Origin of the sequence: Comamonas brasiliensis, from assembly GCF_018292285.1 — a bacterium.
Taxonomy (GTDB): Bacteria; Pseudomonadota; Gammaproteobacteria; order Burkholderiales; family Burkholderiaceae_C; genus Comamonas; species Comamonas brasiliensis.
Genome location: NZ_JAANES010000002.1, coordinates 131388 through 143488, shown reverse-complemented (window position 1 = coordinate 143488; position 12101 = coordinate 131388). Strand labels below are relative to the sequence as shown.

Below are 12101 nucleotides of genomic sequence, written 5' to 3'. Positions count from 1 at the left end.
AGGCTCCAATAAAAAAGGCTTGAAAGATTCAAGCCTTTTTTACTTTTTTTTATTATCAAGACTTGCTGGTATTCAAATCCATGCAGAAATCGATAAGCGCATCGATTTCATTGGACTTGTCAAATACGGCATCGGCATTGAGTTCCAGGCAGCGCTGGCGGATATCGGCAGTCGCATAATTGCTCAGCACCAGCAGCTTTTTCTGCCTCGGTCGCTGTTGAAAGCTGGTGACAATGCCAAGGCCGCTGCCTTCGCGCAGGAACAGATCCACGATCACCAGATCCCAGGCATCCGGGTTATGGCTGAGCCAGCGTACGGCATCGGCTTCGGTCTCTGCCACCCCCACAGCCTCGACATCGGCAAGCTCCGCCATCGTCGCAATCAGGTTGTCGCGAATCGTAGGGTTGTCTTCAACAAAAAAGGTACGCAGTTTCACGACGGTAGCAAGTTGAGGTAGATGCCATGGATCAAGCTGTGAGAGTCGTTCAATTCTCGGTATGGGGAATCAATTACGGCCTATGAAAAATCATTGTATTGATGTTTTTTGTGATTTGTGCTTGACGTTCCACAGATATCACAGGTTTTAACCCTAGCAATTTTCATCCTACTCCACTCCATGGAACGTGCATCAAGCATTTGAAGTTGTCCGACAGAAGATCGGCCAAAACCGACAATCAGCTTCAGTGCTTCCGCTGCCTGCTGGGTTCCGATCAGTCCGACCAGCGGTGCAAAGACGCCCATGGTCGAGCACTGGACCTCTTCGAATTCGGCCTCTGGCGGAAAGACGCAGGCATAGCACGGGCTGTCGGGGTCGCGCGGATCAATGACCATCAGCTGGCCATCGACACGGATGGCCGCTCCTTCGATCAGGGGCACTCCATGGCGTACGCAGGCCGCATTGATGGTCTGGCGGGTCTTGTAGTTGTCGGTGCAGTCCAGCACGATGCTGGCCTCGGGCAGCAACTCGTCGAGCAGGCTCTCGGTCGCACGCTGCTGGATGCAGCGAATCTCTATCCCGGGGTTGATGGCATGCACGGCGGTGCGTATCGACTCCACCTTCGCCATGCCTATGCGCTCGGTCGTGTGGGCAATCTGGCGTTGCAGATTGGTCATGTCCACGACATCGTTGTCGACGATGGTGATGCGGCCCACACCTGCCGAGCCCAGATAGAGTGCGGCGGGCGAGCCCAAGCCGCCGGCTCCGATGATCACTGCATGCGTTGCCAGAATGCGTTCCTGGCCTTCGATGCCGATCTCGTCGAGCATGATGTGACGGGAATAGCGCAGCAATTGATCGTCATTCATCGGTTTGCGTCCATGGTTCCAAGAAAAAAGCCGGGCAAGCCCGGCTGATTTTGAGCGGGTTTGACAACCCGGTGCTTATTTTTTGCTCTTGTCGGAGTCGCCCTTTTCGGGGGCTTTCTTCTCAGCGGGCTTTTTGTCTGCAGCCGTCGCGTCCCCGGGCTTTTCTTCGGCCTTTCGCTCTGTCAGGGTCTTGCTGACCTTGACGGGCTGGCCCTTGAGCTTGTTCAGCGCCTGTTGCAGCTGGAAGTCCTTGTCAGTTCCGAATTCCGGCAGGCGGCGTTCGGCAGCAGGCTTCTTCGCTTCCTCTTCCAGGCGCTTGCGGGCTTCCTCGCGTGCTTTTTCCAGGGCGTCGTTCTTGACCTCGGCACCCTGTCCGCTGGACAGATGCTTCTCGAGATCCGCCTCGCGCATGCCCAGTGCGGCAAACAAGTCGCCATCCGCCGTTTCGTCCACCATCACATCGGGCACGATGCCCTTGGCCTGAATGGACTTTCCGCTAGGCGTGTAGTAGCGCGCCGTCGTCAGCTTGAGAGCGGTATCGGGGCCCAGGGGGCGCACGGTTTGCACCGACCCCTTGCCGAAGGACTGGCTGCCCATGACGGTGGCGCGCTTGTGATCCTGGAGCGCTCCGGCCACGATTTCACTGGCCGAGGCCGAGCCTTCATTGACCAGAACCACCAGAGGCAGCTTTTTCAGGGCTGCAGGCAGGCGCTGCAGGGGATCGCCAAAACCGCGCTGGGCGTAGAACTCGGGCGATGCCTTGTAGACGGCCTTGCTTTCAGCCAGCTGGCCGTTGGTGGAAACCACGGGCACATCGGGTGGCAGGAAGGCGGCCGAGATGGCCACGGCTGCATCCAGCAGTCCGCCGGGATCGTTGCGCAGATCCAGCACCAGGCCCTTGAGATTGGGTTCCTGCTTGTAGATTTCCTCGACCTTGCGCACAAAGTCGTCCACGGTACGTTCCTGGAACTGGCTCAGGCGAATCCAGGCATAGCCGGGCTCGATCACCTTGCCCTTGACCGACTGGGTCTTGATCTCTTCGCGGGTGATGGTGACGGGGAAGCTGCGGCTTTCATCCTTGCGCAGGATGTTCAGGCGCACCTTGGTATTGGGTTCACCGCGCATGCGCTTGACGGCGTCATTGAGCGTCAGGCCCTTGACGGCCGTGTCGTCGATCTTGGTGATCAGGTCGCCGGTCTTGAGGCCGGCGCGGAAAGCGGGCGAGCCTTCGATGGGAGAGACGATCTTGATCAGCCCATCTTCCATGGTGATCTCGATGCCGACGCCCACGAACTTGCCGGAAGTACCTTCCTTGAATTCTTTGTAGGTCTTCTTGTCGAAGTACTGGGAGTGCGGGTCCAGGCTGGAGACCATGCCGGAGATGGCATCGGTGATCAGCTTCTTGTCGCTGACCTGCTCGACGTAATCGGTCTTGATCAGGCCGAAGACGGCCGACAACTGCTGGATTTCTTCAAGTGGCAGAGGTGTCACACCCCCGCGGGCCAGCGTCTGCAGGGATACGGTGGTCAACGCACCGGCGACCACGCCCACAGAGATCCAGCCTGCAATTTTGATTTTTTGACCCATAGCACCCCTTAAACCATTCGCAATATACACCTTCGACGGCAGAAGGCCCACGAGGTTCCATAGGCCTTTTGCAGTGTCAGCCCGGTTCAGACTGCGTCAGCGTCCGAACCGGGGTGGTGACAGGTCTCAGGCCTTGCCCTGGGCCGCGACTGCCGCTGCGGCCTTGGCGGCGGCTTCGGCATCGCCCAGGTAGTAGTGGCGGATGGGCTTGAGATCGGCGTCGAGCTCATAGACCAGAGGAATGCCGTTGGGTACGTTCACGCCCACGATCTTGTCGTCGGCGATGTTGTCCAGATACTTGATCAGGGCGCGGATGGAGTTGCCGTGAGCGGCAACCACCACGCGCTTGCCGGCCTTGATGGCGGGGGCGATGGACTCGTTCCAGAACGGCACGACGCGCTCGACCGTGTCCTTGAGGCACTCGGTCAGCGGGATCTGCTCGGGCTGCAGCTTGGCGTAGCGCACATCGCTGCGTTCGCTGCGCGGGTCGGTGGCTTCCAGGGCGGGAGGTGGCACGTCGTAGCTGCGGCGCCAGACCAGCACCTGCTCGTCGCCGTACTGCTTGGCCATATCGGCCTTGTTCAGGCCCTGCAGTCCGCCATAGTGGCGTTCGTTGAGGCGCCAGCTATGCACCACGGGCAGCCAGGTGCGGTCCATTTCATCCTGCACATGCCACAGGGTACGGATGGCGCGCTTGAGCACGCTGGTGTAGGCCACATCGAAGTCATAGCCTTCTGCCTTGAGCAGTTGGCCGGCCTTCTTGGCCTGTTCGACGCCGGTGGCAGTCAGATCCACATCGGTCCAGCCGGTGAAGCGGTTTTCAAGGTTCCAGGTGGATTCACCGTGGCGGATCAGAACGAGCTTGTACATGGATTCTCTCAAAGTAGCAAAGCAGTAATGACACAAAGTCAAAAGCGTGCATTTTAGGGGCTGGGCTTTGTCCGGGCTTGAGGCAAGGAAAGCCGGCTGGGGCGAGCCGCCGGCGGCAGGCTATTCCTGTGGGGCTCTTCGGGGATTGTGCGGAGCACCCACTTGCGGTGCGTGGCGCATCGGCAATGGCTATGGGCTTGCGGGCCGCAGGTCCGTGGCCTGCTGCCGCGGCCCGCTGTCAAGCCTGCCTCTAAAATCGTCCGGTTTGCCATCCCAAGGAATGACGTGAAATTCATCATTGATAACTGGTATTTGATCCTGATTGCCGTGGCTTCGGGTGTGATGCTGCTCCTGCCCGCACTGCGCGGCGCGACCGGCGGCTCGCTGTCGGCAGCGGCTGCGGTGCATCTGATCAACCGCGAAAAAGCCGTGGTGCTGGACGTTTGCGAGCCCGAAGAGTTTGCGGCCGCCCATGTCAACGGCGCGAAGAACCTGCCGCTGAGCCAGTTGGAAGAAAAGCTGCCCACCACCGTCAAGAACAAGCAGCTGCCCGTGGTGCTGGTCTGTGCAACGGGCGCCCGCGCCGCGCGTGCCGAAGCCGTAGCCAAGAAGCTGGGTTACGAAAAGGCCCAGGCGCTGGCTGGTGGCATGAAGGCCTGGCGCGATGCCGGCCTGCCGGTTGAAAAAGCCTGATCCGGCCCCAACTGAGAACCCTGACGACTGCAGCGTTGCATGCTGCAGTGCAAAAACACCAAGGAAGTTGCCATGCAAGCCGTGAAGATGTACACCACCGCCGTCTGCCCCTACTGCATCCGTGCCAAGCAGATTCTCCAATCCAAGGGCGTGGAGCAGATCGAGGAGGTGCGCATCGACTTCGATACCGCCGCCCGCGAGCACATGATGCAGACCACGGGCCGCCGCACCGTGCCCCAGATCTTCATCGGCGACACCCATGTGGGCGGCTGCGACGATCTGATGGCGCTCGATGCCAAGGGCGGTCTGCTGCCTCTGCTGCAAGGCTGACGCATCTGTGCCGCCCATGTTGTCCCAGGACATGAATTTGCACTTTGTGCCGGCTGCCAGGATGCAGCCATGGGCGGCCACTGCATAATGCCAAATGCTATTTTCTGGGAAATGCCTGCTGTGAGGATAGCTGCGTGCTGATTCTCCGTGCAGGCATTTTCATTTCCCTCCCAAGATTTTTCTGAAAGACCTAGCTCATCATGGCCGAACAAGACAACAGCCCCGTGTTCCAGATCCAGCGCGTGTATCTGAAGGACCTGTCCCTGGAGCAGCCCAACTCTCCCGCCATCCTGCTGGAGCAGGAGCAGCCCAGCGTGGACATCCAGCTGGGCGTGGAAGCCACTCCCGTGGCTGAAGGCGTCTACGAAGTGGCCGTGACCGCCACGGTTCAGACCAAGATTCAGGACAAGACCGTGTTCCTGGTCGAAGCGAAGCAGGCCGGCATCTTCGAAATCCGCAACGTGCCCGAAGACCAGATGGGCGGCGTGATCGGCATTGCCTGCCCCCAGATCATCTACCCCTATCTGCGCGGCAACGTGGCCGACGTGGTGACCCGCGCCGGTTTCCCTCCCGTGCACCTGGCCGAAATCAACTTCCAGGCCATGTACGAGCAGCAGCAAGCCGCTGCCGCCGCTCAGACCGAAGGCCAACTGCCCCAGTAAGCTGACGGCAGCTTCCGATTCCTGCGATGTGCAAGAATCGGCAGCCAGGCAAAAAAGAGGCCCTAGAGGCCTCTTTTTATTGTGGGTTGTGCGCAAACTGCTATCAAAATTCAGGTATGAAAATTCTTGTCATCGGCGCTGGCGCCTGGGGTACGGCCATGGCCATCAGCGCGGCCACCCATAAGGACCAGGATCGCGTCAGCCTCTGGGCGCGGGATCCGGCGCAGGCGCAGCTCATGCAGGCCGAGCGTGCCAACAGCCGTTATCTGCCCGGCATCCGCTTTCCGGATGCGCTCGCGGTGGTCAGCGGCGATGTGATGTCCCACGTGGCGGATGCCGATCTGATCGTGCTGGGCACGCCCATGGCGGCGCTGCGCCAGTGGCTGGGCCAGCTCAGGGATTGCCGCCGGCCCGTGGTCTGGCTGTGCAAGGGCTTCGAGGCGGTGGCCGCCGATGCCCCTGCCGGCAGCTACGGGCTGATGGCGCATGAAGTCTGCCAGCAGGTGGCGCCGCAGCTGCAAAGCGGTGCGCTCAGCGGCCCCAGCTTCGCGGCCGAGGTGGCGCGCCAGCAGCCTACGGCTCTGGTGGCCGCCAGCGCCCATGAGGGCGTGAGCGAGCTGCTGGTGTCGGCCTTTCATGGCGAGGCCATGCGCGTCTATGCCAATCAGGACATCGTGGGCGTGGAAGTGGGCGGTGCCGTCAAGAATGTGCTGGCGATTGCCACGGGTCTTTGCGATGGCCTGCAGCTGGGGCTGAACGCGCGCGCGGCACTGGTCACGCGTGGCCTGGCCGAGATGACGCGCCTGGGCGTGGCGCTGGGCGCGCGCGCCGAAACCTTCATGGGCCTGTCCGGCCTCGGCGATCTGGTGCTGACGGCGACCGGCGATCTCTCGCGCAACCGCAAGGTGGGCCTGTTGCTGGCCGAAGGCAAGAGCCTGGAGCAGGCCGTGACATCGCTGGGCCATGTGGCAGAGGGCGTGTACAGCGCCCGCACGGTGCTCGCCCGGGCACGCCAGGTCGGCGTGGAAATGCCCATCACCGAAACCGTGGTGGCCTTGCTGGACGGCCACCTGCCGGTCACCGAAGCCGTGCAGCATCTGATGGTGCGCGATCCGCGCGGCGAGTAAGCCCATAAAACGATAGCTGTTAGCGCTTGGTATTCATAGATTTCAGATACTTTTTTATCTGAAAATCAATGGATAAAGGCGGTAGCAGCTATTGTTTTTATGACGGTGGCCGTTGGATTCAGGCACGCTACTTTGCCTCTCTGATGCTGAGCCAGGCACTCGCTGCCCCGCACAGCGCAATGATGACCATGCCCAGCACGGCCCATTGGTCGGGGATATGGCCATAGACCAGCCAGCCTGCCAGCAGCGCGCAGGGAATCTGGCTGTAGAGAAACGGCGTGATGGTCGCGGGCTCGGCTTTTTCATAGGCCTTGAGCAGCATCAGATGTCCAACGGCGCTGCCTGCACCCATGGCAATCGCGGCCAGCCAGAGCGCGGCGCTGTCCGGCAGCTGCCAGACCCAGGGCAGGGTCATGCAGGTCAGGCTCAGGGCCAGCAGGCTGGTGTAGATCTGCGTGGTCAGCGGGCGCTCCTTGCCCGCCATGCGGCTGCTCAGGATCTGATAGGCCGTGTTGGCCAGCAGCTGCAGCGCAGGCCAGACCAGGGCCCAGCCGCTGAACTGGCTGCCGCCCGGTCGCAGGATGACCAGCGTGCCCGCAAAGCCCAGTGCCACCAGCACCCAGCGCAAGGGGCTGACCTGCTGGCCCAGCCAGAGAGCGGCCAGCAAGGTGAGGGCCAGCGGCGTCAGCGCCACGATGGCCGTGAACTCCGCCAGCGGCAGATAGCGCAGGCTGAGCATGGCCAGCGCATTGCTCAGGCAAAACAGAATGGCGCGCAGAAACTGAAAGCCCGGGCGCCGGGTGCGAAAGATGTCCAGTCCATGGCGAGCCACACCAAAGCCCACGGTCAGCACTGACTGCAGCGCATAGCGCAGCCATAGCGCCATCAGCAGCGGAAGCAGGGCGCCCGCGTATTTGGAGCCCGTGTCGAGTATCGAAAAGCAGGCGCAGGCCAGCACCGTGAAGCCAATACCCGTCAGCGTGTGGCGATGGGGGGAAGTGGCGGGTTGCTGTGACATGGAGAGAGCTCATTGGGCACTGCGCGGTGCCATAGAGAAAAGAAATTCAGGTGATTCTGGCCTGAAACCCTTTAAAGATAAGCGCTAGCTGCTATTTAACTTGAAGAGGCAATTGCTAAAGGGCGCGGGCCAAACAAGAGCAGCCAAGCAAGGGCCGCCCCGCAGCGATGGCTGCGTCCCCCTCCCATAGCGCGCAGCGCATAGAGAGAGGGGGAAGCCGCGGGGCCGCCCAGGCAAAGCGGCTCAGGGGGAGCTTACAAGCCCAATTCCAGGGCCAGCAGTTCCTCCACCGTCTGGCGACGGCGAATCAGCTGGCTCTGCGCGCCATCGACCAGCACTTCGGCGGCCAGCGGGCGGGTGTTGTAGTTGCTGGACATGGAGCTACCATAGGCGCCCGTGTCGTGAATCACCAGCAGGTCGCCCACGCTGGCGCCGGCCAGCGAGCGCGGCAGCACCACGCCGCCGTCGCCCTGGGTGAAGACGTCGCCCGATTCGCACAGCGGGCCGGCCACCACGCTGTCCTGCGCGGGCAGGCTCTGGCCGTCGCGGCGCAGCACTTCCATGCCGTGGTAGCTGCCGTACATGCTGGGGCGCATCAGCTCGTTGAAGCCGGTGTCGACCAGCACGAAGTGGTTGCTGCCCGCATTCTTGGTGGCGCGCACGGTGCCCAAGAGCACGCCGGACTCGGCCACCAGGAAGCGGCCGGGCTCCAGCTCCAGACCCAGACTGTGGCCCAAGATGCCTTCTGCCTGCTTGCGCGCCGCATCCCACAGGCCGTGGTAGTGGTTGGTGTCGATGGTGGCATCGCCCGCACGATAGGGGATGGACAGGCCGCCGCCGGCCGAAATCGCATGCAGGTCCACGCCCGCAGCCTTGGTGCGCTCGACCAGCTTGACCATGGCGCCGCAGACTTCCTGCAGATGGCCGTAGTCCACGCCCGAGCCGATGTGCATGTGCAGGCCGGCCAGCACCAGGCCGCCGGCCTTGATGGCGTCCAGCGCGCCTTCCAGTTCGCTGTGCCAGATGCCGTGCTTGCTGTGCTCGCCGCCGGTGTTGGTCTTGTTGCTGTGGCCGTGGCCGAAGCCGGGGTTGATGCGCAGCCAGACATGGTGGCCCTTGGAGACGGCAGCCAGCTGGTGCAGCATGTCGATGGAGCCCGCGTTCACGGGCACCTGGTGCTCGACCACGGTGGCCAGCGTGGCCTCGTCCATCACGTCTGCCGTGAAGACGATGTCGGCAGGCTCGCCAAAGCCGGGTGTGAAGCCGGCCGCCAGCGCGCGCAGGACTTCGCCGCGCGAGACCGCATCCACCTTCACGCCCTGCTCGCGCATGAGCTTGAGGATGTGGATGTTGGAGCAGGCCTTCTGGGCAAAGCGCACGGTGTCGAAAGCCTTGAGCTGGGCAATGCGCTCGCGGATGGTGGCGGCGTCATACACCCACAGCGGCGTGCCGTACTGGTCAGCCAGGTTCCAGAGCTGTGCGGGAGAGAAGGGGTTTGCCATGGCGGTCTCTTGAAAGGGATTAGTTCCGCGCATCATGCATGCGGCTATCTATTCAGTCCAATAGCTTGATTTATGAAGATTATTCAATATTGATATGCTCTGCGCATGACCGATTCAGAAGCTTCGCAGCGCATCACCCACCGCCATATCGAGGTGTTCCGTGCCGTCATGACGGCCGGCAGCGTCACGGGTGCGGCGCAGCTGCTCTATACCTCGCAGCCCACGGTAAGCCGCGAGCTGGCGCGCATGGAGCAACTGCTGGGCTATGCGCTGTTCGAGCGCGTGCAGGGCCGGCTGCGTGCCAATGCGCGGGCCTTGCTGCTCTGGGACGAGGTGCGGCGCAGCTGGCAGGGCCTGGAGCGCGTGATCGACCGCGCCGTGGAGCTGGGGCGCCCGCAAGGGGCGAGCATCAGCGTGCTGTGCCTGCCGGCCCTCAGCCACGCCTTGCTGCCGGGCGCGCTGGCGCGTCTGCAGTCCCGTCACGGCGCGGTGGCTGTGAGCGTGAGCACCCAGGAGGCACCGCTGCTGCAGGAATGGATGGCGGCCCAGCGCTTCGATCTGGGCCTGTCCGAGCTGGCCGATGCGCCACCGGGCACGCGCAGCCAGCCCTTGCCGGCCATGGATGAAGTGGCCGTGCTGCCTGCAGGCCATCCGCTGGCGCAGAAGGCGCTGCTGAGCGAGCGGGACTTTGAAGACGAGTCCTTCATCAGCCTGGCACGCGACGACCCCTACCGGGCCCAGATCGATGCGGTGTTTGCCCGCGCCGGCGTGCAGCGCCGGCTGAGTCTGGAGACCGCCAGCGCCGTTGCCGTCTGTGCCATGGTGCAGCAGGGTCTGGGTCTGGCCATCGTCAACCCGCTGACGGCGCGGGCCTGCGCGGGCCCGCAGCTGGTGGTGCGACCGCTGGCGTTCTCGATAGCGTTTCAGGTGCATATGCTGCTGCCGCTGCACCGGCCCGCGGATGCGGGCCTGTCGTGGCTGATCGCGGCGCTGGAGCAGGAGGCGCTCAGCCTGCTGGATGGCAGGCCCTGAAGTTGTCGATAGGGCTTTCGAAAGTGAGCTTGCGCAAACTTCCATGTTGCAGTGCACAATAAACACCTGCACGCAAGGAGTTACACATGCCTGAATCCGCCATTCCCCATCGCACGGCCAGCGAACTGCTGGACATCAGCATGGCTGCACCTCAGGTCATCAACCACCGGCTCACGCGCATGGCGCTCAGCGGCCCGGTACTTTCTGCGCGCGATCAGAAGGAGTTCACCCGCATGGTGGTGGAAAAGCAGGTGGCCTTCAGCCAGGCCTGGCTGACCATGGGGGCCGAGATGTTCAAGGTGCAGCAGCAGCTGTGTCTGGCCTGGATGCGCAACCCCTGGACCATGGGCCAGAAGCTGCCCGTGGCCGCCGACAAGGTGGCGGCCAGAAGCCTGGCGCCGATTCGCCGCAAGGCCGTGGCCAATGCCAAGCGCCTGTCGCAGACCCGCCTGAAATAGGCAAGCTAGACCCGGATGCGCTCTATCAGCCGCTGACTGGCGTCATCCAGCCCCTTGAGCTCCACGCGGCAGCCATGCTGGCGCAGGCGCTCCATCACCTTGTCCAGCGCGCCCACGGCGGTGATGTCCCAGAAATGCGCGCCGCTGACATCGATGCGGGCCTGCTTGCCGGCTGCGGCACGCACGTCGAAGGCCTCGATCAGCGCATCGGCAGAGGCAAAAAACACCTGGCCGCTCACCGTCCAGGTATAGAGATCGCCAGCCTCGTTCAGGCTGCCCCGGACCTGCAGCATATTGGCCACCTTGAAGGTGAAGAACACGCCAGATAGCAGCACGCCGGCCACCACGCCGGCGGCCAGATTGTGGGTGGCGATGGTGATGACCACCGTCACCAGCATCACCGAGCTGGACAGGCGCGGGTGGCGCACCAGATTGCCCAGCGACTTCCAGTCGAAGGTCGAGACCGACACCATGACCATGATGGCCACCAGAGCAATCACCGGCACCCGGGACACCCAGGGCTTGAGGGCGACCATCAGAATCAGCAGAAACACCCCGGCAAACAGGGTGGACAAGCGGCCGCGACCGCCGTACTTCACATTGCCCACGGCCTGGCCGATCATGCCGCAGCCCGCAATGCCGCCGAACAGGCTGGCTGAGACATTGGCCAGGCCCAGGCCCGTGCACTCGCGGCTCTTGTTGCTGGGCGTGTCCGTCAGGTCGTCCACCACGGCGGCTGTGAGAACCGACTCCAGCAGGCCCACCATGGCAATCGCCAGGGCCGGCAGGGCGATGATGCGCAGTGTCTCCAGACTCGCAGGGATTTCGGGCAGGGCGAACAGCGGCAGACTGTCCGGCAGATGACCCAGATCGGCCACGGTCTTGAGCGGCAGCCCCATGAAGCTGCCCAGCAGCGTCAGCACCAGCACGCAGATCAGCGGTGAGGGAATGGCGGTCAGTGCCTTGAGCTGCAGTCTCTGTCCCAGCCAGGGCAGGCCGTAGATCAGGGCCAGGCCCAGGGCCAGCATGGCCCAGGTGGCGGTGTTGGCGCCGTGCAGATGCGGCAGCTGGGCTGAAAAGATCAGAATGGCCAGCGCGTTGACAAAACCCGTGCGCACCGAGCTGGAGACAAAGCGCACCAGAGAGCCCATCTTGCACAGGCCGAAGGCGATCTGCATGGCGCCGGCCAGCAGGCCTGCCGCCAGCAGATATTGCAGACCATGCGAGGCAACCAGCGGAGCCGCCACCAGGGCCACCGAGCCGGCCGCTGCCGAGACCATGGCCGGACGCGCGCCGAACACGGCAATCACGATGCTGATGATGAAGGAGGCATACAGCCCCACGGCCGGGTCCACGCCCGCGACAAAGGAAAAGGCAATGACCTCGGGAATCAGCGCAAACGTGGCGACGGCGCCGGCCAGCAGCTCACGCGGCACGCTGGGCGCCCATTCGGCGCGCCATCGGCTCAGGGAAAAATGGGGATTCATATCGCAGCAGCAAGTGAGGCGCTGCCCATG

At 63.0% G+C, this 12101-nt stretch carries 13 protein-coding genes; 6 read left to right on the top strand and 7 right to left on the bottom strand.

The genetic code is table 11. The features are described 5' to 3' along the window. Positions 1 to 55: 55 nt before the first annotated feature. The 4 genes from DJFAAGMI_RS08955 to gpmA form a co-directional block, all read right to left on the bottom strand. The gene (locus DJFAAGMI_RS08955; RefSeq protein ID WP_003051888.1) at positions 56 to 436 is read right to left on the bottom strand and encodes a response regulator; all 381 of its coding nucleotides are present in this window, start codon (positions 434 to 436) and stop codon (positions 56 to 58) included. Positions 437 to 516: 80 nt separating this feature from the next. Beyond that, positions 517 to 1305, bottom strand: a complete 789-nt coding sequence (locus DJFAAGMI_RS08950) for a HesA/MoeB/ThiF family protein (RefSeq protein WP_211456877.1) — start codon at positions 1303 to 1305, stop codon at positions 517 to 519. 75 nt (positions 1306 to 1380) lie between these two features. Continuing rightward, positions 1381 to 2892, bottom strand: coding sequence for a S41 family peptidase (locus tag DJFAAGMI_RS08945; protein WP_167004862.1), 1512 nt, complete (start codon positions 2890 to 2892; stop codon positions 1381 to 1383). 126 nt (positions 2893 to 3018) lie between these two features. Further along, positions 3019 to 3762: a 2,3-diphosphoglycerate-dependent phosphoglycerate mutase gene (gpmA, locus tag DJFAAGMI_RS08940; RefSeq protein ID WP_087080735.1), complete on the bottom strand. Its 744-nt coding sequence runs from the start codon at positions 3760 to 3762 to the stop codon at positions 3019 to 3021. A 285-nt stretch (positions 3763 to 4047) separates the two neighbouring features. On the opposite strand from gpmA, the gene DJFAAGMI_RS08935 reads away from it, so the two are divergent. The 4 genes from DJFAAGMI_RS08935 to DJFAAGMI_RS08920 all read left to right on the top strand — a co-directional run bounded on the left by DJFAAGMI_RS08935 (position 4048) and on the right by DJFAAGMI_RS08920 (position 6574). Further along, positions 4048 to 4455 (top strand): rhodanese-like domain-containing protein, encoded by a 408-nt coding sequence (locus tag DJFAAGMI_RS08935; RefSeq protein ID WP_043006195.1) that lies wholly within the window; start codon positions 4048 to 4050, stop codon positions 4453 to 4455. Between the two features lie 72 nt (positions 4456 to 4527). Continuing rightward, the gene (gene grxC, locus DJFAAGMI_RS08930) at positions 4528 to 4785 is read left to right on the top strand and encodes a glutaredoxin 3 (RefSeq protein WP_003051899.1); all 258 of its coding nucleotides are present in this window, start codon (positions 4528 to 4530) and stop codon (positions 4783 to 4785) included. Between the two features lie 200 nt (positions 4786 to 4985). Beyond that, positions 4986 to 5447 carry a protein-export chaperone SecB gene (gene secB / locus DJFAAGMI_RS08925; RefSeq protein WP_003051901.1) on the top strand — a complete coding sequence of 154 codons (462 nt, stop codon included), beginning with the start codon at positions 4986 to 4988 and terminating at the stop codon, positions 5445 to 5447. A gap of 116 nt (positions 5448 to 5563) precedes the next feature. Then, positions 5564 to 6574 carry an NAD(P)H-dependent glycerol-3-phosphate dehydrogenase gene (locus tag DJFAAGMI_RS08920; protein ID WP_211456876.1) on the top strand — a complete coding sequence of 337 codons (1011 nt, stop codon included), beginning with the start codon at positions 5564 to 5566 and terminating at the stop codon, positions 6572 to 6574. Between the two features lie 127 nt (positions 6575 to 6701). Here DJFAAGMI_RS08920 and DJFAAGMI_RS08915 read toward each other — a convergent pair whose 3' ends face one another. Beyond that, a complete protein-coding gene (locus DJFAAGMI_RS08915; protein ID WP_211456875.1) occupies positions 6702 to 7592 on the bottom strand; it encodes a DMT family transporter in 891 nt (296 codons plus the stop codon). Positions 7593 to 7846: 254 nt separating this feature from the next. Further along, complete coding sequence (lysA, locus tag DJFAAGMI_RS08910; RefSeq protein WP_211456874.1) at positions 7847 to 9094, bottom strand: diaminopimelate decarboxylase; 1248 nt, start codon at positions 9092 to 9094, stop codon at positions 7847 to 7849. 105 nt (positions 9095 to 9199) lie between these two features. Between lysA and DJFAAGMI_RS08905 the strand changes: the two genes are divergently transcribed. Both DJFAAGMI_RS08905 and DJFAAGMI_RS08900 read left to right on the top strand, forming a co-directional pair. Continuing rightward, positions 9200 to 10126, top strand: a complete 927-nt coding sequence (locus tag DJFAAGMI_RS08905) for a LysR family transcriptional regulator (RefSeq protein ID WP_211456873.1) — start codon at positions 9200 to 9202, stop codon at positions 10124 to 10126. Positions 10127 to 10212: 86 nt separating this feature from the next. Then, positions 10213 to 10584 (top strand): polyhydroxyalkanoate granule-associated phasin, encoded by a 372-nt coding sequence (locus DJFAAGMI_RS08900; protein ID WP_003051911.1) that lies wholly within the window; start codon positions 10213 to 10215, stop codon positions 10582 to 10584. 5 nt (positions 10585 to 10589) lie between these two features. On the opposite strand, the gene DJFAAGMI_RS08895 is transcribed toward DJFAAGMI_RS08900, so the two are convergent. After that, positions 10590 to 12071, bottom strand: coding sequence for a SulP family inorganic anion transporter (locus DJFAAGMI_RS08895; protein WP_211456872.1), 1482 nt, complete (start codon positions 12069 to 12071; stop codon positions 10590 to 10592). Between the last annotated feature and the right edge of the window lie 30 nt (positions 12072 to 12101).